The following is a 22,934-nucleotide window of genomic DNA, read 5'->3' as shown; positions in this document are numbered from 1 at the left end:
TGGTGGAGTGGCCGAGAGGCGAGGCAACGGCCTGCAAAGCCGTGTACACGGGTTCGAATCCCGTCTCCACCTCGAAACATCCTGAAGCTTGGACGATTGGCGCAGCGGTAGCGCGCTTCCCTGACACGGAAGAGGTCACTGGTTCGATCCCAGTATCGTCCACGAGATCGATGGGCGGCCTGTGTTCGCGGAAGGCGCGAACCAGGTCGCTCTCGTCATTTGTGCGGCTCGCTTCGCTCGCCGCGGGGTGGGGGCTTCGCCACCCACACCCCCCTCCGCGCCGGCCTACCGCAGTTGGATGGGCGAACCTCATAGGGCCTGCTGTCACCAGTGCCTGCTGCTCCGTCGCTGCGTCGGCTCCGTCGTTGGTCGTGATGTTTTTGCTACATGCGTAGGTGGGAACCGCCGTTGAAGTCCAGGACTGTGCCGGTGGCGAACTCGGCCAATGGGGATGCCAGGTAGACGATTGCTGCGGCTACTTCGGAGGGGGCTGCTACTCGTTCTAGGGGGCTCTCTAGGCGTCTTCTGTCGTAGCCGTCTCCGGACAGGGCTTCGGCTGCCATGTCTGTGGTGGTCCAGCCGGGGGCTATGGCGGTTACTGCTATGCCTTCTGGGCCTAGCGAGCGGGCTAGGGATTGGGTGAAGGAGACCAGGGCGGCTTTGCTGGCGCCGTAGGCCGGCTGGTTGGGTTCGCCCCGGAAGGCGCCTCTGGAGGAGACGTTGATGATTCTGGCGCCCCGGGTCATGTGTTGGGCTGCGCACCAGGTGACGTTGGCGGTGCCGGTGAGGTTGACGTCGAGGGTATTGCGCCAGGCGGTTTGCCATTCCTCGTACGTCGTCTCGCGGAGCGGGTGGGGTTCGTAGATGGCGGCGTTGTTGACCAACACGTCGATGCTGCCTAGGGCGGCTGCTGCACTCTCGACCATCTGCTGGATTGCGGTTGGGTCGGCCAAGTCTGCTTGGGCCAGGACGTGGCCCTCCCCCGGTAGGTCGTTCAAGACCTTTTCGGCGGAGTCTCTCGAGGAGCCGTAATGGACGGCGACCCGGTCGCCCTCGGCGGCGAAGGCGTGGGCGGTGGCGGCGCCGATGCCGCGGGAGGCGCCGGTGACCAAGACTGAGCGATCCATGGGACCGAGTCTTGCATCCGCAAAATCAAGGACGCGGTTTGATGTCTCGGCGGTAGTCCTTGGTTTGGCGGACCCAGGCTTTGCGGGCCTCGGCCTGGAGGCGGCTGTCGGCTCGGCGGGCCATGTAGGCGGCTTCGCGCTGGAGCTTTACCCAGCTTTCGTAGCGGCGGACGGAGAGAGTGCCTTCGTCCAGGGCTTCTCGTACTGCGCAGCCTGGTTCTGTCAGGTGGACGCAGTCTTTGAAGCGGCATTGCTCGGCCAGGGCGGTCACATCCGGGAAGGCGGCTGAGAGGCCTTCGCCGGCCTCTTGCAAGCCGATCCCCCTCAGCCCGGGGGTGTCGATGACGACTCCACCGCTGGGCAGGAGGATCAGTTCGCGGCGTACGGACGTGTGGCGGCCTTTGCCGTCTTCGCGGATTGCTTGGACGTCCAGGAGTTGCACGCCGGCCAGGGCGTTCACCAGGGAGGACTTGCCCGCGCCACTGGTGCCGAGGAGGGCCATGGTGGCGTTGTCGTCCAGGAGGGCCCGTACCGTCTCTAGGCCCTCTCCTGTGGTGGCGCTGCAGACCAGTACGTCGGCGCCGGGGGCAGCGGTCGCTACATCCTCGGCGACTGTGTCTGCGTCGCCTACTAGGTCGGCTTTGGTCAGTACTACGACTGGGCGGGCACCACTTTCCCAAGCGAGGGCGAGGAAGCGTTCTATCCGGCCGATGTTGGGCTCTGGGTGCAGGCCGACCACGATGGCGACTACGTCGATGTTGGCCGCGAGTACCTGGCCGCGGGAGCTGCCGCCGACCTCAGCTCGGACGATCGCGGTACGCCGGGGTGCGACCGCCTCGACGGTGATGCGGTCGTCCGGCCAGTGGCGTAGAGCGACCCAGTCGCCGGTACATGGGGTTGCTTGTGGGTCGGTGGCGATAGCCGCTAGAACCGCGCCTGACCAGCTGGCGCGGACGGGGCCGTCTTCGGTGAGGACGGTGGACAGGCCCTTGTCGACGCGGACCACGCGGCCCGGTACGAAGTCCTCGGAGAGTGTTGCGAGGTAGTCGGCCGTTTCGGGGTCTAGTCCGAGGGCCAGGAGTTGTGCTGACATCGTGCGACGAACCTTTCGGGAGGCCCGGCCGCGAGTTCAGCTCAGCGGACGGACGAAGTGGGAGACGACGGCCCGATGGGCCTGGTACAAGTTCATGACACCGTCAGCTCCCTTCCATGTCCTGGGCGCTCCGTACGCACGGAACGCTGCTGTCACGTCGCAATCAGCCTAGGTCGTCGGGTTCGGTAGGCGCACCGGGTTTTCCGACCGTCGCCGGCTTCCGCTCCTCCACCAGTTCCTCCGGCGCCGCCGCGACGGGCGACTGCTTGGGGGGTGGGGCCGGAGCGGGTGCAGGCGGGGCGGGGTCTGCGGGCGGTGAGGAGGGTGCCTTGGCGACCGGTTCGACGACTTCAGCTGGGGAGGCGGGCACTCGTGGTTCGCCGAGCGCCTCGATCGCCTTGGCCATCTTTACTTCGGGGCGTTCGTCGTCGGGGGCGGTGTCTTCTTCGTGGTGGACCTTCGAGTCGGCCTTCATCACCGGCTCGGAGGCTTCGGCGGTGACGTGTTTGCGGGACTTGTGCGGCCACATGCGGTCGACCACCGCGTTCAGTGCGGCGCCGATCAGTACGGCGATGGCTGTCATGTAGAGCCACATGAGGACGGCGATCGGGGCCGCGAGCGGGCCGTAGATGGACGTGCCGCCGACGGTGGTCTGCAGGATCCAGCGGAGGACGAAGCTGCCCAGGATCCAGATCGAGAGGGCGAGGAACGAGCCGGGGAGGTCGGAGATCCACGGGGTCCGCACGGGGACCGAGAGGTGGTACAGGGTGTTCAAGAAGCCTGCGGACAGGATCGTCACGACCGGCCAGTAGAGCTGGTTCAGGAAGTCGAGGCGCTGGGGCAGCAGGGCGTCGACGGCGCCGGGGCCGGCCAGGACCAGCGGGAGGACGATCACGCCGATCACCAGCGCACCGCAGTACAGGCTGAAGGAGAGCGCCCGGGTGCGGATGATGCCGCGCCGGCCGCCCATCCCGTACATGATCGTGATGGTGTCGACGAAGACGTTCAGCGCGCGGCTGCCGGACCACAGCGCCAGCACGAAACCGACCGAGATCACGTCCGGCCGGCCGCCGTCGTCGAGCACCTTCTCCAGGGTCGGAACGATCACGTTGTTGACGGCGTCCGCGGTCAGCGCCCGGCCGGCCAGCTCGGCGATCTGCAGCTTGATGTCGTCGATCGTCTCGACCTGGAAGTACTTGCCGGCGATGAAACCGATGCTGCCGGCCAGTCCGAAGATCAGCGGCGGCAGCGACAGGATCGCGAAGAACGCCGCCTCCGCGGCCAGACCCGTGACCCGGTAGCGCAGGCAGGTGCCGACCGTCTGGGTCAGCAACCGCCACGTGGTCCCGGGGAGTCGTCGGGCCCATGCAAGTGAGACGGAGGTCTCGGACCCAGAGCGTGCCATACCGCTTACCGTACTGACATGGCGGACCCAAACGCTGTAACGAATCAGGCTCCCCCACTGCAAGGGGTGAACTTCTTCACGCGGGACACCGCTCTCGGTGACTCTCTGCGTCCGTACGCTGACCTGTTCGACGATCCCGGCCTGACCGCGATCGGCCAACTCGCCGGCTCCGAGGAAGCGCTCTCGCACGCCCTCCCGGCCAATCAGAACAGCCCGGTACTCCGTACGCACGACCGCTACGGCCACCGCATCGACGAGGTCGAGTTCCACCCGTCCTGGCACTGGCTGATGAACAAGGCGGTCGGCTTCGGACTCCAGGCCGCGCCCTGGACCAGCGACCGCCCGTCGCCACACCTCACCCGCGCGGCCGGCTTCTACGTCTGGTCGCAGGTCGAGCCCGGCCACGGCTGCCCGATCTCGATGACGTACGCCGCCGTACCGGCCCTCCGCGCAGACAAGACGCTGGCTGACCAATGGGTCCCCCACCTGGCGGCCACCGAATACGACCCCCGCCGGCTTCCACCCGCCGCAAAGACCGGCGCGCTGGCCGGCATGGGCATGACCGAGAAGCAGGGCGGCTCCGACGTCCGCGCCAATCAAACGACCGCCACCCCGGCCGGCGCCGACGGCGAGTACATCCTCAACGGTCACAAGTGGTTCTGCTCCGCGCCCCAGGCCGACGTCTTCCTCGTCCTGGCCCAGGCGCCCGACGGTCTGACCTGCTTCGTCGTCCCCCGGGTCCTTGCCGACGGCAACCGGAACGCGTTTGCCCTGCAGCGTTTGAAGGACAAACTCGGCAACCGGTCGAACGCGTCCAGCGAGGTCGAGTTCCACTCCACCGTCGGCTACCGGCTCGGCGACGAGGGCGCCGGCGTCCGGACGATCATCGAGATGGTCGCGGCGACCCGGCTCGACTGTGTGCTCGGCTCGGCCGCGCTGATGCGCCGCGCGCTGGTCGAGGCGACCTGGCACACCGCGCACCGGAGCGCGTTCGGCGATCTGCTCAAGAACAAGCCCGCGATGCAGAACGTTCTCGCCGATCTCGCCATCGAGAGCGAAGCAGCAACCGCTGTCTCGATGCGCTTGGCGGCGGCAGTCGACGCGTCGCTGGCCGGTGACGACCAGGCAGCCGCATTCCGCCGGATCGCCTTGCCGCTGGCCAAGTTCTGGGTCTGCAAGCGGACCTCGTTCACCGTCGCGGAGGCGCTGGAGTGTCTCGGCGGCAACGGCTATGTCGAAGAGAGCGGTCTCCCGCTGCTGTTCCGCGAGTCGCCGCTCAACTCGATCTGGGAAGGCTCGGGCACGGTCAACGCCCTCGACGTGCTGCGGGCGCTGAGACGACCTGAGTCGCTCGAGGCCTGGCTGCTCGAGGTCGGGGCGGCCCGAGGAGCCGACCAGCGGCTCGACGCGGCGGTGACCGACGTACTGGAGTCACTCGCGGACCTGGCCGGTGCCGAGGCGGGGGCGCGACGGCTGGCCGCCCGGATGGCCGTTTGCCTGCAGGCATCGCTTCTGGTGCGGCACTCCACGCCTGAGGTGGCCGACGCCTTCGTCGGCTCGCGGCTGGCCGGCGACTGGGGTGGCGTCTTCGGAACGCTGCCGCGCACCACGGCGTACCGTCCGATCATCGACCGCATCCTCTAGCGGGAGCCCCCACACGCTAGGGTTACCGCGTCGCGACTGGCGCTGAGGTGGGATCGACCACCGGGGAGCGAAAAGACCGTCGGCACCGTGCGCCTGGGTGCTACGACCTTGTCACAGGAAACCCTGTGCGACCTCAGGAGAGAGACGAAGATGACTCAACCCTTCGACGCCGCGACGGCGTCGGCCGCGTACCGCAACGCGCTCGAGGTGATCGGCGCGGTGGAGCCCACCATCGCCGGCGCGATCAAGGCCGAGCTGGCCGACCAGCGGTCCTCGCTGAAGCTGATCGCCAGCGAGAACTACGCCTCCCCCGCGACCCTGCTGACGATGGGCAACTGGCTCTCGGACAAGTACGCCGAGGGCACCGTCGGGCACCGCTTCTACGCCGGCTGCCAGAACGTCGACACGGTCGAGCAGACCGCCGCGGACCACGCCAAGGCGCTGTTCAACGCACCGCACGCGTACGTCCAGCCGCACTCGGGCATCGACGCCAACCTGGTCGCCTTCTGGGCCATCCTGGCCAACCGGATCGAGGCCCCGGCCCTCGCCGAGGCGAGCGCGAAGCACGTCAACGACCTGTCCGACGAGGACTGGGCCAAGCTGCGCAAGGCCCTCGGCGACCAGAAGATGCTCGGGATGTCGCTCGACGCGGGCGGCCACCTGACGCACGGTTTCCGGCCGAACATCTCCGGCAAGATGTTCCACCAGAGCTCGTACGGCACCGACCCGGAGACGGGCCTGCTGGACTACGACAAGGTCGCCGCGACCGCCCGTGAGTTCAAGCCGCTGATCCTGATCGCCGGCTATTCGGCGTACCCGCGCAAGGTGAACTTCGCCAAGATGCGCGAGATCGCCGACGAGGTCGGCGCGACCTTCATGGTCGACATGGCGCACTTCGCCGGACTCGTCGCCGGCAAGGTCTTCACCGGCGACTACGACCCGGTACCGCACGCCCACGTCACCACGACCACCACGCACAAGTCGCTCCGCGGCCCGCGTGGCGGCATGGTGCTGTGCCAGCCGGAGTACGCCGATGCCGTCGACCGTGGTTGCCCGATGGTGCTCGGCGGCCCGCTCAGCCAGGTGATGGCGGCCAAGGCCGTCGCGCTGGCCGAGGCCCGTCGCCCCGAGTTCCAGACCTACGCGCAGAACGTCGCCGACAACGCGGTCACGCTGGCCGAGGGCCTGATGAAGCGTGGCGTCAAGCTGGTCACCGACGGCACGGAGAACCACCTCGTACTGCTCGACGTCTCGTCGTACGGCATCACCGGCCGGCAGGCCGAGTCGGCGCTGCTCGACGCGGGCATCGTGACGAACCGCAACGCGATCCCCCGCGACCCGAACGGCGCCTGGTACACCTCGGGCGTCCGGATCGGTACGCCGGCGCTGACCACCCGCGGCTTCGGCGCCGACGAGTTCGACAAGGTCGCCGAGCTGATGGTGGACGTGCTGTCCAGCGTCACCCCGACCACCACGTCGGCCGGTGCCGCGTCCAAGGCGAAGTACGTCCTCGCCGACGGTGTGGCCGACAAGGTCCGCGCCGCGTCCGCCGAACTGCTCGACAAGCACCCGCTCTACCCGGGTCTCGACCTCAACTGAGGATCGCGACGGCCCGCTCCCGGTACGCCGGAAGCGGGCCGTTTCAATTATCCGATATTTGTAATAACTGAGCTAGGGTTTCGTCATGCCACCGGAACCCACACCCGCCGAGATCAGCCAGTTCGTCGAGCGCTTCGCCGGCGTGCTGACCAACAGCGGCGTACCGACGATGTCGGCCCGGGTGATGGCCCGGATCCTGGTCAGCCCCGAGGGCACGATGACCGCCGCCGAGCTGGCCGAATCCCTGAAGATCAGCCAGCCCGCCGTCTCCGGCGCCGTCCGGCAGCTGATCCAGGTCTCTTTCATCACCCGCGAACGCCTCCCCGGCTCCCGCAAGGATCACTACCGGATCCGCGACGACGTCTTCGCCGCGGTCCTCGAACGCCGCAACAACGCCCTCGGCGAGTGGGAGTCCTCCGTCCTGTCCGGCGTCGACCTCTTCGGCGCCGACTCGGTCGTCGGCCGACGCCTCGCGGCCAACGCCGAGTTCTTCGCCTTCATCCGCGCAGACCTCGCCCAGCTGATCAAAACCTGGCGGGCCGGCCACCCCAAAGACTGATCCGCGCCCGGAGACCCCAGCGCCTCCTCCAGCGCCCGGAGACTTCAGCGGCCGGTGAGCTCGGCGACCGCCGGCGCCAGCACCTCGGCGGCGTTGGCGCCGATCACGATGTACGAGAAGCCGCCCTCTTCCCGCCGCCTCAGGAGCTCCTCGACAGCCGCCTTCGGATCCGCGGGAAGCACCAGCAGCGAGTCCTTGGCCCGCAGTGCGGCGATGTCCGTGTCGGGACCGGCCATGAACGCGGACCTCTCATCACCGACCACCGCTACGTGCAAGGCCAGTTCCATGTCGCGGGTAGCGCGTGCAGCCGTCGCCATCCGCACAGCCTCGTCTCGTGACTCGCTGGGTACCGCGCAGATGATCGTGTCGGCAAGCTCGGTGGCCAGCGCCCAACTCTTCGGTCCGCGGGCCGCGACGACAACCGGCGTGTGCAGATCCGGCCCATCAAGCTCGCGTAGCGCCGAGATGGCATCCCGTACCTGCGCCAACCGCCCGCTCGGCGTCGCGACCGGGAGCCCCGACTGCCGCAGTTCCTCTTCCATCCCAGGCCGGCCGGGACCGATGCCCATCTCGAAGCGCCCCTCGGTGAGCACCGACAACGAGTGCGACTCCCATGCCACGCTGGAGGCGGCACGAAGAGGCGAGGCGTAGACCCAAGTGCCCACTCGCAGCTCCGGCGCGAGAGTCGCCGCGATCGCCAAGGCCGGCCCTGGCGCCGGCTGCCACTGCTGCACATCCGGCATCAGAACCGTCGAATACCCGCTGTCCGCGATCCGCCGCACCTGATCCCGCCAGGCCGGGAGTCCGTTCAGAATCGGCGCGACAACCCCGAACCGGAAGGGTCGTACTCCGCTGCTCGTGTCGGTACCGGTCATCGTCGCCGTCCTCTCACCGATGCCCGAGCCTTGTACCCGGGATCTACCACCACCACGAACGACCCCGGGCCAATCCGACAGGCGCTACCGAGTCAGGGCGTAGACGGCGATCGCGGCGAAGTCGTCGGCGGGCTCTGACGCCTGCCAGGAGCGGACGTCGTCGACGTACCGGGAACCTCGGCCGGTGAACTGCTTGAAGGTGTCGATGCCGTTGGCGGGGCAGGGCCTCATGTTGTCGAGGTTGTCGCCCAGGCCTTCTTCGAAGAGGTCGGCGGAGTTGGGGCCGTTGACGACGCCGCCGACCAGGGGGCGGCCGACGATGTTGGCGATCTGGTGGTGGGGGCAGCGTTGGGCGGGTTCGCCGATGCCGACCATGAAGGAGACGCCCCACGGGTTGGCGCCGAAGTTCCAGTTGAGCTGACCGTTACCGAACGCGTCGTAGCGGCGGTCGCCGGTGGCGGTCCGGTAGAGGCGAGCGGTGGCGGCGAGGCCGAAGGCGTGCGGAACGGCGTCGAAGTTGTCGTACTGCGCGCCGGCGCCGAACGGGTCCTTCGCGGCCCGCTTCACCCCGATCTCCAACTGGGCGCGGAGATCGTTCTTCAACGCGGCGACGTCAACCGTGCGGTCGAAGCGAGCCGCACGGATCAGGTCCGCATGCGCGAGCGCGCTCACGTCGTACAGGTTGAGGGTGTCGCCGCCCGCCTCGTGCTTGAGGTACTCCCCCGCCCAGTGCTGCGAGGCCTTCAGCCATCCACGTGCCCTGGGATCGTGAAGCTTCCGTGCAGCCAGAGCAAGCTCGGCAGCACCGAGTTCGAGGTCGTCCCGCCAGGCGCTCTCCGGATAGAAGGCGAACGGTAGCGACGTGGTCAGCTGCTTCACGTTCGTCGTCTGCGCCATCGCGAAGATCTGCGCGGCGGTCGCCAGATGCTGACGTGCAAGACGAGGCGAGGTGCGTGCTTCCACCTGTGCAGCAAGGGCAAACGCCGCGGCGGTACGACCGGCCAGGTTCGGGCTCAGCGGCTTGCCGGGTGCGGCCGCGCGGAAGACCGGGCGGTTCTTGATGAACTGGTGGCCGGGCGCGTTGTCGTGGTCGTCCGCCTCGGGCAGCCGCCAGATGTCATGGTCGCCGATGAAGGTCTCCTCGACGTTCCCGGTACCCGCGCCGACCTGGATGTAGAGCGTCTTCGTCTTCTCGTCCCACATCTTGTCCAGCCAGGCCAGCCCGTGCCGGGCTTCCTTCAGGACGGTCGAATCCGGCCACCGGCTGTCCCGGGCCGATGCCCAGAGCAATGATTCCGAGTACGCCGCGATGTGGGTGAACTTGAGATAGTCTCCGGCGTCGTACCAACCACCCTCGACATCCACCGGCCCGCCGATCCTGCGCAGCTCGCCCACCGTCTGATCGGTGTCGGGGTCGACGAACTTCGGTGTGTCGTAGACCGACGCGGCCCGGTCCGTGAGGTGCGCGGGCTTCCGCCCGAGCGACCCCTTCACGACGTTCGCGCCATCCCGCTGCTCGGTGAAGAACGTCACCGCCTTGTCCTTCGCCCCGCCCAGCAACCGGAGGTCGGAACCAACCTCGAACGCAGGCGAGGTCGGCACCCCAGCCACCTTCACCCGGTACGTCCCCGGCCGCCGCAACCCGGACAGATCCAGCTTGTAAACATGCTGGTACGCCGAGTTCCACGACCCGGCGTCAGCACCGGCACGCCCGGTCAGCACCCGATGCCCACGCCGGTCAACCACCTCGAATCGAGCACCCGCCGCGACCTGCCCGGTCATCAGATACGCCGCTTCGCCCGCCGCCCCCGTATAGCCGAGCTGGTTCACCCGGATCAGCCCCGAGTACAGCGGCGAATGAGCAGCGGCCGCAGCGGGTGACACCGCCAGCCCGGCAGCCAGAGTGATCGAGATGACGCGGCGCAACGTTCCCATCGCGGAGCTCCCCTCCAACAACCGTTAGGAAACCTTCCTATTGATTGCCGACACGCTAGCGCAGCCGCGCCGCGGCGTACACCGTCCGAAGCCCGGAAAATCCGGGTCACCGTCGGCCGGGGACGGCATGGGCGAAGACGAAGACGTCATGGGCGTCGGCACCTTCGGACGGATCGTCGTGGTACTCCCGGATCAGGTTCTCGATCCTCGCGCTGAGCTCATCGAGCCGTTCGGGCGTCAATGTGAGCCATCTCTCGGTGGACCAGGAGTAGTCGACCGCCGTCGCCACCCGCCACCACCGCTCGCGCCGCGTCTTGGCCAACTCCGGCACCTCCGCGATGACACCGGCGGTCGCCAGGACCTTGAGGTGGTGGCTGACATTACCGACCAGTTCACCGGTCGCCTCCGCCAGCCGGCTGGCCGTCGCGGGCCCGTCGGCGCGCAGCAGATCCAGCAGTCGGTGGCGGAGCGGATGGTGGATCGCGGCCGGAACCGAGGAGTCGACGGTCCGGCGGTTGGCAGGGCTCATCGAGCCACCCTAGCTTCCACAAGAATTGTTGTACAAGAATTCTTGCCGATGACCTTTCACGCCTGGAACAATCCGCAGCAGACTGGTACACATAGCCACATCGTGAGATCGCATCTCACGATGCAGGAATGGGAGTTGATTTACCGGCCGATTCCGCTGAGTCTTATCAGCATGCTCGCTGCCCGCTCGACTCATCTCGTAGGTCGGATTCACGTCGACCTCGGTCGCATGCGCAGCGCCATCTGTCGTCCTTCGATGCTCTGACAGCCACCCCGCTCGAAACATCTGCTGGGTGCGCACCGCGCAGACCAGATCGAATCGACGACGCTTCGAGCTAGCCTCACGCGGACGCACCTGTCTCTAGGACAAGGACACCGTTCCGGATGACTGGCGTCTCCTCCCCACAGCAAGCCACACCGGCCAAGAAGGCCCCCCGCCCCCGCAAGGGGAAGGGCGAGGGCCAGTGGGCGCTCGGCTATCGCGAGCCCCTGAACAAGAACGAAGAGAACAAGAAGAACGACGACGGCCTGAACGTCCGGGCCCGGATCGAGAACATCTATGCCCACCGCGGGTTCGACTCGATCGACCCGGCCGACCTGCGCGGCCGGTTCCGCTGGTGGGGGCTCTACACCCAGCGCAAGCCCGGCATCGACGGCGGCAAGACGGCCACCCTGGAGCCGGAAGAGCTGGACGACAAGTACTTCATGCTCCGGGTCCGGATCGAAGGCGGCCAGCTGAGCGCCGAGCAGCTCCGGGTGATCGCCGAGGTGTCCAGCACGTACGCCCGCGACACCGCCGACATCACCGACCGGCAGAACATCCAGCTGCACTGGATCCGGGTCGAGGACATCCCGGCGATCTGGCAGAAGCTGGAAGCCGTCGGCCTCTACACGACCGAAGCCTGTGGTGACGTCCCGCGCGTGATCATCTCCAGCCCGGTCGCCGGGATCGCCGCGGACGAGATCATCGATCCGACGCCGGCCATCGACGACATCGTCGAGCGGTACATCGGCAGCAGCGAGTTCTCCAACCTGCCACGCAAGTTCAAGACCGCGATAACCGGTCACCCGTCGCACGACGTGGTGCCGGAGGTCAACGACATCAGCTTCGTCGGCGTCGTCCACCCCGAGCACGGCCCCGGCTTCGACCTCTGGGTCGGCGGCGGCCTGTCCACCAACCCGATGCTCGCTCAGCGCGTCGGGGCGTGGGTCCCGCTGGACGAAGTACACCTGGTCTGGAAGGGCGTCGTCGGGATCTTCCGCGACTACGGGTACCGCCGGCTGCGGACCCGGGCGCGGTTGAAGTACCTGGTCGCCGACTGGGGCATGGACAAGTTCCGCGAGATCCTCGAGAGCGACAAGTACCTCGGCTACAAGCTCGTCGACGGACCCGCACCGGAGATCCCCGCGGTCCAGGGCGACCACATCGGCGTCCACAAGCAGAAGGACGGCCGGTACTACGTGGGCGTCGCGCCCGTCGTCGGGCGGGTCTCGGGGAGCGCTCTCGCCAAGGTCGCCGACGTCGTCGCGGCCCACGGGTCGGACCGGATCCGGACCACCGCGCAGCAGAAGTTCATCGTGCTCGACGTCGAGGAGTCGAAGGTCGAGTCGCTGGTCTCCGCGCTGGACGGCCTCGGCTTCCAGGCCCGGCCGTCGGCCTGGCGGCGGAACACGATGGCCTGCACCGGGATCGAGTTCTGCAAGCTGGCGATCGTCGAGACCAAGGCCCGGGCCGCCGAGCTGATCGACGAGCTCGAGGAGCGGATCCCCGATCTCGACGTACCGATCACGGTGAACGTGAACGGCTGCCCGAACTCCTGCGCCCGGATCCAGGTCGCCGACATCGGCCTCAAGGGCCAGCTGGTACTCGATGCCGAGGGCAAGCAAGTACCCGGCTACCAGGTCCACCTCGGTGGCGGGCTCGGGCTGGACGCCGGCTTCGGCCGCAAACTTCGCGGCCACAAGGTCACCTCCGAGGGGCTCGCCGACTACGTCGAGCGGATCACCCAGAACTACCTGAAAGAGCGGTCCGAGGGCGAGCGCTTCGCCCAGTGGGTCGTCCGTGCCGAGGAAGGAGCTTTGCAGTGAAGGAGCGTAGCGAGTTCACAATCCAGCACAGCAGCCATCGCTCACTCATCGGTACCGCAGCGAAGCGAGGACACCGATGAGTGAGCGAGCAGCGCCGTTGTACTGCCCGTACTGCGGTGACGAGGACTTGCGTCCTTCTGAGGAAGGGCACGGCGCCTGGGAGTGCCGGCCCTGTGCACGGGTGTTCCAGCTCAAGATGATCGGACTGCGGGTGACGGTGGAATGAGTACCGACTTGAAGACGCTCGCCGAGGAGGCGAACGAACGACTAGCCGACGCCTCGGCGCTGGAGGTGCTGGCGTGGGCGCGGGAGACGTTCGGTGACGAGCTGGTGGTCACCGCGTCGATGGCCGACGGAGCACTCCCCCACCTGGCGGCCGAGGCGGCGCCCGGCGTCGACGTCCTGTTCCTCGACACCGGCTATCACTTCGCCGAGACGATCGGCACCCGGGACGCTGTCGCCGCGACCCTGCCTATCAACCTCATCAACGCGACGCCGCAGCAGACCGTCGCGGAGCAGGACGCGGAGTATGGGAAGGATCTGTTCGCTCGCGAGCCCGACAAGTGCTGCGCGCTGCGCAAGGTCGAGCCACTCAACCGGGTGCTCTCGGGCTACAAGGCCTGGGTGACCGGCGTACGCCGCGAAGAGGCGCCGACCCGGGCCAACACGCAGGTCGTCGAGTACGACGAGAAGCGCGACATGGTCAAGCTCAACCCGCTCGCGCCGTGGACCCAGGAAGACCTCGACGGGTACATCAGCGACAACGGCGTACTCGTGAACTTGCTGCAGTACGACGGCTACCCGTCGATCGGCTGCCAGCCGTGCACCAAGCAGGTCGCTCCGGGCGAGGACCCGCGCAGTGGCCGCTGGGCCGGCCAGGGCAAGATCGAATGCGGGTTGCACACATGACTCTGCTATTGGCCGCGCCTGCGGCACGGCGGGTCATCGGGCTGAACTCCCGGCCTTCCCTCGTCCCTCCGGTCGCTTCGCTCCCTCCACTCCTCAGTCCAGGCCGGGAGGCCCGATGACCGCGACAGCACTGCCTCCACGCACCGTGACCGAGCTGGACGCGCTGGAGAGCGAGTCGATTTTCGTCTTCCGTGAGGTGGCGGCCGAGTTCGAGCGGCCGGTGATTCTCTTCTCCGGCGGCAAGGACTCGATCGTCATGCTGCACCTGGCGCGGAAGGCGTTCGCGCCGGCGGGGGTGCCGTTCACCTTGCTGCACGTCGATACCGGGCACAACTTCACCGAAGTACTGGAGTACCGGGACGCAACCGTCGCGGCTCTGGGGCTGCGGCTCGAGGTTGCGAAGGTCGAGGACTACCTCGCCGACGGCCGGCTGCGGGAGCGCTCGGACGGCACCCGGAACCAGCTGCAGACCATTCCGTTGCTCGATGCAATCAACGGGCACCGGTTCGACGCGGTCTTCGGCGGCGGTCGCCGCGACGAGGAGCGGGCCCGGGCCAAGGAGCGGATCTACAGCCTGCGCGACGAGTTCGGCCAGTGGGACCCGCGCAACCAGCGGCCCGAGCTGTGGTCGCTCTACAACGGCAAGCACAAGCCGGGCGAGCACGTCCGGGTGTTCCCGCTGTCCAACTGGACCGAGCTGGACATCTGGAACTACATCGAGCGCGAAGAGATCCCGCTGCCGAGCATCTACTACGCGCACGAGCGGGACGTGTTCGAGCGCGACGGCATGTTGCTTGCCGTCGGCCCCTACTCCCAGCCGCGCGCCGGTGAAGAGGTCGGCAAGCGGCTGGTCCGGTACCGGACCGTCGGCGACATGTCCTGCACCGGAGCGGTCGCGTCCACCGCGACCACCCCGGCGGAGGTCGTGATCGAGGTCGCGGCCAGCGAGATCACCGAGCGCGGCGCCACCCGCGCCGACGACAGGGCCAGCGAGGCCGCCATGGAAGACCGCAAACGAGAGGGGTACTTCTGATGAGCACCCCGTTCCAGCGGCAACTGCTCCGGCTCGCCACGGCGGGTTCGGTCGACGACGGCAAGTCCACGCTGGTCGGCCGGCTGCTGCACGACTGCAAGGCGATCCTCGCCGACCAGATCGCGCACGTTCAGACGGTCTCCGAGGCCCGCGGCGGCGACTTCGACTTCGCGTTGCTCACCGACGGTCTGCGCGCCGAGCGCGAACAGGGCATCACGATCGACGTCGCCTACCGGTACTTCGCGACCGACAAGCGCTCGTTCATCCTGGCCGACTGCCCCGGGCACGTGCAGTACACCCGGAACACGGTCACCGGGGCGTCGACGGCCGATGTCGTCATCATCCTGGTCGACGCGCGGCACGGCGTACTGGAGCAGACCAGGCGGCATCTCGCCGTCGCGGGCCTGCTCCGGGTGCCGCACGTCGTCCTGGCGGTCAACAAGATCGACCTGGTCGGGTACGACGAGGCTGTCTTCAAGGGAATCGCGAAGGATGTGTCGCAGCTGGCTGACCAGCTCGACATCAGCGACGTCCAGGCGATCCCGGTCTCGGCGCTCGTCGGCGACAACGTCGTGGAGCAGTCGGCCTCGACCACCTGGTACGACGGCCCGACGCTGCTCGAGTACCTGGAGAGCGCGACCGGTCGCGACGACATCTCGGCCCGGCCGCTGCGGTTCCCGGTGCAGTACGTGATCCGGCCGCAGACGGACGACGAGTACCGCGACTACCGTGGCTACACCGGGACCGTTGCCTCGGGCACCGTTTCTGTCGGCGACCAGGTGATCGTGCTGCCGGCAGGCCGGCGTACGTCGGTCTCCGGTATCGACCGCGCAGTCATCAGCGCGACCGGTACCGCGGTCGCCGAGCGGCCGTCCGCGGTCGCCGGTGAAGCCGTCACCGTCCGGCTCGCGGACGACCTCGACGTCGCCCGCGGATCGGTCATCGTCGCGGCCGACTCCTCCCCCGGCACCCGCCGGGAACTGTCGGCCACCCTGTGCTGGCTGTCGGAACGCCCGCTGACCGTGGGCGCCCGGCTGCTGATCAAGCACACCACCACCACTGCCCAGGCGATCGTCACCAAGATCAACGGTGCGCTCGACCTGGACACGCTCGGAGTCATCGACGCCACCGGGCTCGAACTCAACGACATCGGCAAGGTGCAGCTCAAAATCGCCGCACCGCTGGCCGCTGACCCGTACTCCAGCAACAACATCACCGGATCGTTCCTGCTGATCGACGCCCACGACGGGTGGACGCTGGCGGCCGGAATGATCGACGACGAAGAAGGGGAACTGCTGTGACCGCACCAGCGCTCGTAGTCCTCGCCCACGGCAGCCGCGATCCGCGATCGGCCGCCACCGTCCACTCGCTCGTGGCCTGCCTGCGCGAGATGCGGGACGACCTGCGGATCGAAGCCTCCTTCCTCGACCACTGCCCGCCGACGCCGTACCAGGTGATCGGGAAACTCGCCGCCGAGGGCGTCGAGGAGGTCGTGGTGCTGCCGTTGCTGCTGTCGACCGCGTTCCACGCGCGGACCGACATCCCGGCCGTCATCGACGAGGCGCGCAGCCGGTTCCCGGACCTGCGGATCATCGCCTCCGACGTGCTCGGGTACGACGACACCCTGCTCGACGTCCTCGACCGCCGGATGCGCGCCGAACTCAAGGACGGCCGGGTGCGGGAACTCGACGCCCTCGTCCTGGCTTGCGCCGGCTCCAGCGACGCCCAGGCCAACGCAGCCGTCACCCGGCTGGCGCGCCTTTGGGGCCAACGCCACAAGCTCCCGGTCACCGCTGCCTTCACCACCGCAGCCACCCCGAGCCCAGCCGAAGCAGTCCTCCAATGGCGCCTGGAAGGCCGCCGCCACGTAGCAGTCGGCTCCTTCTTCCTGGCCCCCGGCGTCCTCCCCGACCGAGCCGAAGAAACCTCCCGCAAGGCCGGCGCGGTCGCCGTCTCCCGCCCCCTGGGCGTCAGCGCCGAGGTAGCCCGCCTAGTCCTCCTACGCTACGGCGTAGCCGGCCTAGACCTCCTAACCCTCGCCCCCGCCCCGCGCCCGACGCTCCTCCGCCCGGAGCTCGTCCGCACCGCCTAACCCACACGCCCAAAGCCCCGCCGGAGCCACCATCCCGGCGGGGCTTCAGCGCGCCACCCCACGGCGCCTCGAGTCGGAGGGCGGCAGGCGGCAGGCGGCAGGCGGCAGGCGGCAGGCGGCAGGCGGCAGGCGGCAGGCGGCAGGCGGCAGGCGGCAGGCGGCAGGCGGCAGGCGGCACATCCACGCACGCACAACCCCACCCAGCAAACGCTTCCCCCGGCGCGTCGCGCCCTCCGGCCGCGGTTATGCGTGCGCGGAGCTACGGATGAAGACCGGGACGGTGAGGCTCAAGCGGCGCGACGGGCGGAGACCGGGGCGGTGAGGGTCAGGCGGCGCGGTGGGCGGTGGATGGGGGCGTGGCCGGACGGCGGGTCAGGGTGTTGAGGGACGTGGCGACCCAGGAGTCGTCGAGGATCACGTCTTCCCAGGAGTAGCGCAACAGGGTCCAGCCGCGGATCGCCAGTTCGACGTATCGGCGGCAGTCCTTGCGGAGGGCTTGCCGGGTGCCGTGATGAGCGAAACTGTCGGCCTCCAGCACGATCCGCAGCGCCGGATCGGCCAGATCGACCCGTGCGTAGAAGGACCGGTCCCTGATCCTGTACTGCGGAACGAACCCGGCGAACCCGGCCGCCAGCACCCTTGCCCTGAGCATCGACTCGAGCGCCGACTCCGAACGCCTGTCTGCCGCCGCGGCCACCCGCAGTACGCCGGTCCGCCCCGGCCCCCGAGACGCGCCCGCTGCCTCGGCCAGCGCGCCCGGGTCGACCTTCTTCAACCGCAGGGCCGAGTCCGCGACCGCCAACGCCTCTCCGAAGGGCAGATGCCTGGCGCAGTCGAGCACCGTCTGGAGTGGCGACGTGACGTGGTCGGTCAATGGGTTCCCGGCGGCCAATGGGGTGCCGGCGGTCAGTGGGGTCGCGGCGGTCAGTGGGGTGCCGGCGGTCAGTGGGGTCCCGGCGGTCAGTGGGGTGCTGGCGCGGTGGAGCACGCAAGCCAGCTCCGTCTCGCGCGGACGCTGAGTGCGGCTGATCGTCACGTGCGGGACCAGGGGCCGGGTCACCACCTCGAAGCCGTGGTGGATCGCCGCGCTCTGCCGGGACAGTACGCCGCCGTTGGCGATCGCCACGGTCAGGTCGGATGCCTCGCTCGGCAGCGCGTAGACCCCTTTGGCGACGCGACTGATCTCGTCACGCTCGAGGGCGCGACGGATCGATCGACCTGACGTGAGCGCTGCCAGGTCGGCGTACCGGACCGCCCCGCCGGCGCGTTGGAGGATCTCCAGGACGTCGGCCATGGGACGAGTCTGGCGGATTCGGGGCCTGACTGGTTCGAGTTGTCCACAGGTCCCGCACGCACGCATAACCCCGGCGTCGGCCCCGACCTCCCGCTCAGCCGCCGGGCGATCAGCCGGTTATGCGTGCATGGGCGGTCATGTCGCAGCCAGGCGAGCCTTCTCGGCTTCGATGTCGAAGTCGGGTTTGGGCCATTCGGGGTTGATGTCCTTCAGGGTTTCCAGGAGGAGGGTAGTGACGGCCCAGTTGCGGTACCACTTGCGGTCGCTGGGGATTACGTACCAGGGGGTGGCGGGGTTGTTGCAGTTCTCGAGGGCTGCTTGGTAGGCCTCGGCGTAGGCGGGCCAGAGTTTGCGTTCCTCGACGTCGCCCGGGTTGTACTTCCAGTACTTCGTCGGGTTGTCGAGGCGCTCGGCCAGCCGGACCTTCTGCTCGTCCTCGGAGATGTGGAGGAAGCATTTGACGACCGTGACCCCGCTCGCGGCCAGCTCGGCCTCGAACTCGTTGATCTGCTCGTAGCGGCGGTTCCAGACCGGCGGGGCGACCAGGTTGCGGACGCGGGCGATCAGCACGTCCTCGTAGTGCGACCGATCGAAGACGCCGATGATGCCGGGGCCGGGCAGCGCCTGGCGGATGCGCCAGAGGAAGCCACGCCGCTTCTCAGCCGGAGTCGGCGCCTTGAACGACGTGATCTTCAGCCCCTGCGGGTCCATCAGCCCCGCGCCGTGCCGGATCACCCCACCCTTGCCGGAGGTGTCCATCCCCTGCAGGACCAGCAGTACCCGGCGCTCGCCGCCTGACCGTCCCTCGGCGAACAGCCGTTCCTGCCAGTCGGAGACCTCGGGCCCGATCGCGTCCAGCGCGAGCTTGCCCTCGTCCTTGCTGCCGGTGAACCCGGTCGTCGCCCTCGTGTCCCAGGCGCTCAGATCGACCGGACCCTGCGGTACCCGCAACTGGTCCAGCAGCCTGCCGCCCGCCACGTCATCCGGCTTGGGAGCCTTCTTCTTCGCCATCCGCCCATCCTGCCTCATCAACGGCCGGGAGCGGCTCAAGCAGGCGTACCGACCTTCCGCTGCTGCCGCCGGACCACCTCGGTGACGAGGATGACGACCACCCCGACGGCCAACGCGATCAGGCTCCCGGTCACGCCCCAGCCGAGGCCGGTCAGATCGTCGGCGTCACAGCCCTCGGGCCGCCCGCAGTACTCCGCTTCGTACAACCGCACGCCGACGAAGAAGCCGACGATCACCGCAGCGACGACCCCGGACAGGTACAGGGCCGCCCGCGCCGGCCACTGCAGACCACCGGCCGAGGCAGCTGGGCGTGGCAGCTGGAGGGACAAGGCGAGCAGCAACAGCGCGATCAGCCCGATCGCGACCTCCAGCAGGATCAGCTCGCCCTCATCGGCCATCCAGACGAACCGGAAGCCACTGTTGCTCGCGCTCTGCCAGACCAGTACGACGTCGAGCAACACCAGCGCGCCCCCGACCCACCGCCTCGACTGGGTACTGACGAAGGCGACACCAACCCCGCCCGCCGCGACCAACGCGGCCAGGACCCCGAGCGGCAGGATCCACCGATCGCTTCCCGTCCCCGAGTTGTCGTGGAACCGGACGAACCCACCGACGCCGAGCAGGACGATCCCCAGGCCCAGCAGCCCGAGGCCACCCACCACCGGCGAGGGAAGCGATCGCTGCTCTTGTGTAGTCATGTCCTCAGCGAACCACGGCACCGGCCCACGACGCGTGAGTAGGACCACTCAACTCGCCGGAGGCATCCCCACATGCGCCAGCGCGATCAGCCGAGAGAGCGCTCGCAGATACTTCTTCCGGTATCCGCCCTTGAGCATCTCCGGCGTGAACATCCGATCGAGCGGCACTCCCCCGGCCACCAGCGGGATGTCGCGGTCGTACATCCGGTCGGCGAGCACAACGAGCCGCAGCGCGACGTTCTCGTCGGTCAACTCACGGATGTCGGTGATACCGACCGTCGTCACCCCGTCGAGCAGCGCGCCGTACTTGCTCGGATGCAACTCCGCCAACTGCCGATAGAGATCCACGAAGTGATCGCACGAAGCACCCGCGATCGACGCCGCGGTCTCCTCCACCCGGCCATCCGCCCAGGGCTCAGGCGCAACCGGCAATCCACGATGGCGATAGTCCGGACCATCGATCCGCCGTACGTCGAAATGCGCCGCCAGCCCCTGAATCTCGCGGAGAAAGTCCGTCGCCTGGAACCGCCCCTCACCCAGCTTGTCCGGCAACGTGTTCGACGTCGCCGCCAGCTCGACCCCCGCCTCGACCAGCTGCCCGAGCAGCCGCGAGATCAGCACCGTGTCGCCCGGATCGTCCAGCTCGAACTCGTCGATACAGATCAGCCGGTACGCCGAGAGCGCCTCGACCGCCGGCCGCATCCCCAGCGCCCCGACCAGATTCGTCAGCTCCACGAACGTGCAGTACATCTTCGGCCCCGCCGACTCGTGCCACAGCGACGCGAGCAAGTGGGTCTTACCGACGCCGAACCCGCCGTCCAGATAGAACCCGGGTTTGCTCGCAGAGAGTGCTTTCGCCCCGCGCAGTCGGCTCCACACAGAGCGCTCCCTGCGTGGTTCCGCCAAGGCCAGCCCGCGCTGCCGCAGTACCGCCAACGCCTCCGACTGGCTCGGCTCATCCGGGTTGGGGCGGTAGGTATCGAAGCGGACGCCGGCGAAGCGTGGCGGCGGCACGCACTCGGACAGCAACCGGTCCGGGCTCACCTCCGGCCGGCGCTCGCTGAGTCGGATCGGCATGCCCTCACCCTACAAAGAGTTGACCTCAACTGCTCTTGAGGTCATAGCTTCGAAAGCATCGACCCCCAGTGAGGAGAGCTGATGCACGCGGTACGGCTGCACGAGTTCGGTCCCGCCGAGAACCTGACCTACGAGGAAGTACCGGACCCCGAAGCCGAACACGGGCAGGTGCGGATCAAGGTCGAGGCGGCCGGCGTACACCTGATGGACACCGTGCTCCGCGCGGGCAACGCCGGCGGCGGACCGATCGCCCCGCCCGAGCTACCGACCATTCCCGGCCGCGAGATCGCAGGCCGCGTCGACGCGGTAGGTCCAGGCGTGGCCAAGTCCTGGGTCGGCAAGCGCGTCGTCGTCCACCTCGGCCCGAACCCCGGCGGGTACGCCGACCTGGCGGTGGCCAAGGTGCAGTCCTTGCACGAGATCCCGGACCACCTGGACAGCCCGACGGCGGTCGCCACAATCGGAACCGGGCGCACGGCGGCCGGCATCCTCGAGCAGGCAGCACTCCAGGCCACCGACGTCGTCCTGATCACCGCCGCAGCTGGCGGCATGGGCAGCCTCTTCGTGCAGGCTGCTCGCAACGCCGGGGCTCTGACCGTTGGCCTCGCCGGTGGACCGGAGAAGGTCAAGCAAGTGCAGGACCTCGGCGCCCAGATCGCGATCGACTACACCGCAGACGACTGGCCGGACCAGGTCACCAAGCAACTCGACGGCCGCGAGCTCACCGTAGTACTGGATGGCGTGGCCGGTGAGATCGGTCAGCGGGCCTTCGACCTGCTCGGCATCGGTGGCCGCCTGCTCATGTTCGGCTGGTCCGGCGGCGGCCCGATCCAGCTCACGACGGATGACCTGATTGCCCGCGGCCTCACCGCCACCTGGGCGATCGGTCCCAAGCTCATGCGCAACCTCCGCGCCCTCGAGGCCGAAGCGTTGAAGCAGTCGATCGAGGGCAACTGGACTCCCCTGCTCACGAAGTACCCGCTCGCCAAGGCAGCGGATGCGCACAGAGCGCTGGAGAATCGGGAGACCGTCGGGAAAGTCGTGCTGATCCCCGCTTGACCTTCACACCGTGTCAAGCCTCACCGTTGACCCATGTTCACCATCGGAGACTTCGCCGCCTTCGGGCGGGTGTCGGCGCGGATGCTGCGGCACTACGACGCGATCGGCCTGCTGCGCCCGGCCGGCGTCGACAACGCCACCGGCTACCGGTACTACACCGCCGACCAGTTGCGCCGGCTGAACCGGATCGTCGCGCTCAAGGAGCTCGGCTTCACCCTCCAGCAGGTCGGCGCCATCGTCGACGCCAAGGTCGGTCCCGAGGAGCTGCGCGGCATGCTCCGGCTCCGTCGCGCGCAACTGGCGCAGCGGCTGGCCGAGGACGCGATCCGGCTCGACGCGGTCGAGGCGAGGCTCCGGATCATCGAGAAGGAGGGGCACATGTCCACTGACGACGTCGTCCTCAAGACGATCCCGTCCGTCCGCGTCGCCGAGCTGTCGGCCGTGGCGGCGAGCTACGACGGACCGGACATCACGCCGGTCATCCAGCCGCTGTACGGGCAGATCTGGGAGCGACTGGGGATGGCCGGGGTCGAGCCGGACGGTCCGCCGGTCGCGTACTACGAGAAGACCGACGGCGAGGCCGTCGTCGTCCACGCCGCGGTGACGGTCAAGCCCGATCAAGCCGAGACCGGCGACTTCCAGGTCGTCGACCTGCCGGAGCTGGCGACCGCCGCGACGATCGTCCACCAGGGCCCGATGGACGACGCCGACCAGAGCATGCAGATCCTCGCCCGCTGGATCGACGACGGCGGCTACCGCAGCGTCGGCTACGCCCGCGAGGTCTGCCTGGCCTTCGACCCCGACGACGAGTCCAAATGGGTGCACGAGTTCCAGATCGAGGTCACCAGGCCCTGAAGCAACGCAGAGCGCCCCGGGCCGCCTGGTGGACGGTCCGGGGCGCTTGCCGC

The 22,934-nt window shown here is 68.4% G+C and carries 21 protein-coding genes, 2 tRNA genes and 1 riboswitch; of the genes, 13 read left to right on the top strand and 10 right to left on the bottom strand.

All coding sequences use genetic code 11. The features are described 5' to 3' along the window. Position 1 precedes the first annotated feature (1 nt). A tRNA-Cys gene (locus tag ABD768_RS01595) sits at positions 2–72 on the top strand. Positions 73–90: 18 nt separating this feature from the next. Further along, positions 91–162: transfer RNA gene (locus tag ABD768_RS01590), tRNA-Val, on the top strand. A gap of 221 nt (positions 163–383) precedes the next feature. On the opposite strand, the gene ABD768_RS01585 is transcribed toward ABD768_RS01590, so the two are convergent. From ABD768_RS01585 to ABD768_RS01575, 3 genes are all read right to left on the bottom strand, one after another. Next, the gene (locus tag ABD768_RS01585; RefSeq protein ID WP_344836479.1) at positions 384–1,127 is read right to left on the bottom strand and encodes an SDR family NAD(P)-dependent oxidoreductase; all 744 of its coding nucleotides are present in this window, start codon (positions 1,125–1,127) and stop codon (positions 384–386) included. Positions 1,128–1,152: 25 nt separating this feature from the next. Beyond that, positions 1,153–2,220, bottom strand: coding sequence for a ribosome small subunit-dependent GTPase A (gene rsgA / locus ABD768_RS01580; protein WP_343972192.1), 1,068 nt, complete (start codon positions 2,218–2,220; stop codon positions 1,153–1,155). A 163-nt stretch (positions 2,221–2,383) separates the two neighbouring features. After that, complete coding sequence (locus ABD768_RS01575) at positions 2,384–3,625, bottom strand: YihY/virulence factor BrkB family protein (RefSeq protein ID WP_344836475.1); 1,242 nt, start codon at positions 3,623–3,625, stop codon at positions 2,384–2,386. 18 nt (positions 3,626–3,643) lie between these two features. Here ABD768_RS01575 and ABD768_RS01570 point away from each other — a divergent pair, with 18 nt between their 5' ends. From ABD768_RS01570 to ABD768_RS01560, 3 genes are all read left to right on the top strand, one after another. Then, positions 3,644–5,269: an acyl-CoA dehydrogenase family protein gene (locus tag ABD768_RS01570; RefSeq protein ID WP_344836472.1), complete on the top strand. Its 1,626-nt coding sequence runs from the start codon at positions 3,644–3,646 to the stop codon at positions 5,267–5,269. Between the two features lie 22 nt (positions 5,270–5,291). Further along, positions 5,292–5,375: riboswitch (ZMP/ZTP riboswitch) on the top strand. Between the two features lie 44 nt (positions 5,376–5,419). After that, complete coding sequence (locus ABD768_RS01565; RefSeq protein WP_344836469.1) at positions 5,420–6,868, top strand: glycine hydroxymethyltransferase; 1,449 nt, start codon at positions 5,420–5,422, stop codon at positions 6,866–6,868. Between the two features lie 85 nt (positions 6,869–6,953). After that, the gene (locus tag ABD768_RS01560; RefSeq protein WP_343972203.1) at positions 6,954–7,427 is read left to right on the top strand and encodes a GbsR/MarR family transcriptional regulator; all 474 of its coding nucleotides are present in this window, start codon (positions 6,954–6,956) and stop codon (positions 7,425–7,427) included. 44 nt (positions 7,428–7,471) lie between these two features. On the opposite strand, the gene ABD768_RS01555 is transcribed toward ABD768_RS01560, so the two are convergent. From ABD768_RS01555 to ABD768_RS01545, 3 genes are all read right to left on the bottom strand, one after another. Further along, complete coding sequence (locus ABD768_RS01555) at positions 7,472–8,302, bottom strand: LLM class flavin-dependent oxidoreductase (protein ID WP_343972206.1); 831 nt, start codon at positions 8,300–8,302, stop codon at positions 7,472–7,474. A gap of 84 nt (positions 8,303–8,386) precedes the next feature. Next, positions 8,387–10,237, bottom strand: coding sequence for a glycoside hydrolase family 9 protein (locus tag ABD768_RS01550; RefSeq protein ID WP_344836464.1), 1,851 nt, complete (start codon positions 10,235–10,237; stop codon positions 8,387–8,389). A gap of 106 nt (positions 10,238–10,343) precedes the next feature. Next, the gene (locus tag ABD768_RS01545; protein WP_343972211.1) at positions 10,344–10,766 is read right to left on the bottom strand and encodes a helix-turn-helix domain-containing protein; all 423 of its coding nucleotides are present in this window, start codon (positions 10,764–10,766) and stop codon (positions 10,344–10,346) included. A gap of 383 nt (positions 10,767–11,149) precedes the next feature. Here ABD768_RS01545 and ABD768_RS01540 point away from each other — a divergent pair, with 383 nt between their 5' ends. The 6 genes from ABD768_RS01540 to ABD768_RS01515 all read left to right on the top strand — a co-directional run bounded on the left by ABD768_RS01540 (position 11,150) and on the right by ABD768_RS01515 (position 16,887). Further along, entirely contained in the window at positions 11,150–12,853 is a 1,704-nt protein-coding gene (locus ABD768_RS01540) for a nitrite/sulfite reductase (RefSeq protein WP_344836461.1), read from the top strand. A 76-nt stretch (positions 12,854–12,929) separates the two neighbouring features. Then, positions 12,930–13,079, top strand: a complete 150-nt coding sequence (locus tag ABD768_RS01535; protein WP_166665480.1) for a hypothetical protein — start codon at positions 12,930–12,932, stop codon at positions 13,077–13,079. Then, positions 13,076–13,762 (top strand): phosphoadenylyl-sulfate reductase, encoded by a 687-nt coding sequence (locus tag ABD768_RS01530; RefSeq protein ID WP_344836457.1) that lies wholly within the window; start codon positions 13,076–13,078, stop codon positions 13,760–13,762. The genes ABD768_RS01535 and ABD768_RS01530 overlap by 4 nt, the downstream gene beginning before the upstream one ends. 115 nt (positions 13,763–13,877) lie before the next feature. After that, entirely contained in the window at positions 13,878–14,795 is a 918-nt protein-coding gene (cysD, locus tag ABD768_RS01525) for a sulfate adenylyltransferase subunit CysD (RefSeq protein ID WP_343972230.1), read from the top strand. Next, on the top strand, positions 14,795–16,096 hold the full coding sequence (locus ABD768_RS01520) for a sulfate adenylyltransferase subunit 1 (RefSeq protein WP_343972233.1): 1,302 nt from the start codon (positions 14,795–14,797) through the stop codon (positions 16,094–16,096). Before cysD ends, ABD768_RS01520 begins: the two co-directional genes overlap by 1 nt. Then, positions 16,093–16,887: a sirohydrochlorin chelatase gene (locus ABD768_RS01515; protein ID WP_343972236.1), complete on the top strand. Its 795-nt coding sequence runs from the start codon at positions 16,093–16,095 to the stop codon at positions 16,885–16,887. Before ABD768_RS01520 ends, ABD768_RS01515 begins: the two co-directional genes overlap by 4 nt. A gap of 325 nt (positions 16,888–17,212) precedes the next feature. On the opposite strand, the gene ABD768_RS01510 is transcribed toward ABD768_RS01515, so the two are convergent. From ABD768_RS01510 to zapE, 4 genes are all read right to left on the bottom strand, one after another. Next, positions 17,213–18,181 (bottom strand): type IV toxin-antitoxin system AbiEi family antitoxin domain-containing protein, encoded by a 969-nt coding sequence (locus tag ABD768_RS01510; RefSeq protein ID WP_344836451.1) that lies wholly within the window; start codon positions 18,179–18,181, stop codon positions 17,213–17,215. A 135-nt stretch (positions 18,182–18,316) separates the two neighbouring features. Further along, positions 18,317–19,192 carry a PPK2 family polyphosphate kinase gene (locus ABD768_RS01505; protein ID WP_343972242.1) on the bottom strand — a complete coding sequence of 292 codons (876 nt, stop codon included), beginning with the start codon at positions 19,190–19,192 and terminating at the stop codon, positions 18,317–18,319. A 35-nt stretch (positions 19,193–19,227) separates the two neighbouring features. Further along, on the bottom strand, positions 19,228–19,890 hold the full coding sequence (locus ABD768_RS01500; RefSeq protein ID WP_344836447.1) for a hypothetical protein: 663 nt from the start codon (positions 19,888–19,890) through the stop codon (positions 19,228–19,230). Positions 19,891–19,938: 48 nt separating this feature from the next. Further along, the gene (gene zapE / locus ABD768_RS01495; protein ID WP_344836444.1) at positions 19,939–20,967 is read right to left on the bottom strand and encodes a cell division protein ZapE; all 1,029 of its coding nucleotides are present in this window, start codon (positions 20,965–20,967) and stop codon (positions 19,939–19,941) included. Between the two features lie 81 nt (positions 20,968–21,048). Here zapE and ABD768_RS01490 point away from each other — a divergent pair, with 81 nt between their 5' ends. Continuing rightward, positions 21,049–22,026, top strand: a complete 978-nt coding sequence (locus ABD768_RS01490; RefSeq protein WP_344836441.1) for a zinc-binding dehydrogenase — start codon at positions 21,049–21,051, stop codon at positions 22,024–22,026. A 33-nt stretch (positions 22,027–22,059) separates the two neighbouring features. Next, a complete protein-coding gene (locus tag ABD768_RS01485) occupies positions 22,060–22,881 on the top strand; it encodes a MerR family transcriptional regulator (protein ID WP_344836438.1) in 822 nt (273 codons plus the stop codon). Positions 22,882–22,934: the final 53 nt, after the last annotated feature.

The organism is Kribbella ginsengisoli, from assembly GCF_039537185.1.
Classification (GTDB): Bacteria; Actinomycetota; Actinomycetes; order Propionibacteriales; family Kribbellaceae; genus Kribbella; species Kribbella koreensis.
This window is presented reverse-complemented; position numbering and strand designations above follow the sequence as displayed.

What these genes read in the sequence shown, in the direction of transcription:
- ABD768_RS01585 (WP_344836479.1), bottom strand. Translation starts at nt 1,127, where the DNA reads ATGGATCGCTCAGTCTTGGTCACCGGCGCCTCCCGCGGCATCGGCGCC.
- rsgA (WP_343972192.1), bottom strand. Translation starts at nt 2,220, where the DNA reads ATGTCAGCACAACTCCTGGCCCTCGGACTAGACCCCGAAACGGCCGAC.
- ABD768_RS01575 (WP_344836475.1), bottom strand. Translation starts at nt 3,625, where the DNA reads ATGGCACGCTCTGGGTCCGAGACCTCCGTCTCACTTGCATGGGCCCGA.
- ABD768_RS01570 (WP_344836472.1), top strand. Translation starts at nt 3,644, where the DNA reads ATGGCGGACCCAAACGCTGTAACGAATCAGGCTCCCCCACTGCAAGGG.
- ABD768_RS01565 (WP_344836469.1), top strand. Translation starts at nt 5,420, where the DNA reads ATGACTCAACCCTTCGACGCCGCGACGGCGTCGGCCGCGTACCGCAAC.
- ABD768_RS01560 (WP_343972203.1), top strand. Translation starts at nt 6,954, where the DNA reads ATGCCACCGGAACCCACACCCGCCGAGATCAGCCAGTTCGTCGAGCGC.
- ABD768_RS01555 (WP_343972206.1), bottom strand. Translation starts at nt 8,302, where the DNA reads ATGACCGGTACCGACACGAGCAGCGGAGTACGACCCTTCCGGTTCGGG.
- ABD768_RS01550 (WP_344836464.1), bottom strand. Translation starts at nt 10,237, where the DNA reads ATGGGAACGTTGCGCCGCGTCATCTCGATCACTCTGGCTGCCGGGCTG.
- ABD768_RS01545 (WP_343972211.1), bottom strand. Translation starts at nt 10,766, where the DNA reads ATGAGCCCTGCCAACCGCCGGACCGTCGACTCCTCGGTTCCGGCCGCG.
- ABD768_RS01540 (WP_344836461.1), top strand. Translation starts at nt 11,150, where the DNA reads ATGACTGGCGTCTCCTCCCCACAGCAAGCCACACCGGCCAAGAAGGCC.
- ABD768_RS01535 (WP_166665480.1), top strand. Translation starts at nt 12,930, where the DNA reads ATGAGTGAGCGAGCAGCGCCGTTGTACTGCCCGTACTGCGGTGACGAG.
- ABD768_RS01530 (WP_344836457.1), top strand. Translation starts at nt 13,076, where the DNA reads ATGAGTACCGACTTGAAGACGCTCGCCGAGGAGGCGAACGAACGACTA.
- cysD (WP_343972230.1), top strand. Translation starts at nt 13,878, where the DNA reads ATGACCGCGACAGCACTGCCTCCACGCACCGTGACCGAGCTGGACGCG.
- ABD768_RS01520 (WP_343972233.1), top strand. Translation starts at nt 14,795, where the DNA reads ATGAGCACCCCGTTCCAGCGGCAACTGCTCCGGCTCGCCACGGCGGGT.
- ABD768_RS01510 (WP_344836451.1), bottom strand. Translation starts at nt 18,181, where the DNA reads ATGGCCGACGTCCTGGAGATCCTCCAACGCGCCGGCGGGGCGGTCCGG.
- ABD768_RS01505 (WP_343972242.1), bottom strand. Translation starts at nt 19,192, where the DNA reads ATGGCGAAGAAGAAGGCTCCCAAGCCGGATGACGTGGCGGGCGGCAGG.
- ABD768_RS01500 (WP_344836447.1), bottom strand. Translation starts at nt 19,890, where the DNA reads ATGACTACACAAGAGCAGCGATCGCTTCCCTCGCCGGTGGTGGGTGGC.
- zapE (WP_344836444.1), bottom strand. Translation starts at nt 20,967, where the DNA reads ATGCCGATCCGACTCAGCGAGCGCCGGCCGGAGGTGAGCCCGGACCGG.
- ABD768_RS01490 (WP_344836441.1), top strand. Translation starts at nt 21,049, where the DNA reads ATGCACGCGGTACGGCTGCACGAGTTCGGTCCCGCCGAGAACCTGACC.
- ABD768_RS01485 (WP_344836438.1), top strand. Translation starts at nt 22,060, where the DNA reads ATGTTCACCATCGGAGACTTCGCCGCCTTCGGGCGGGTGTCGGCGCGG.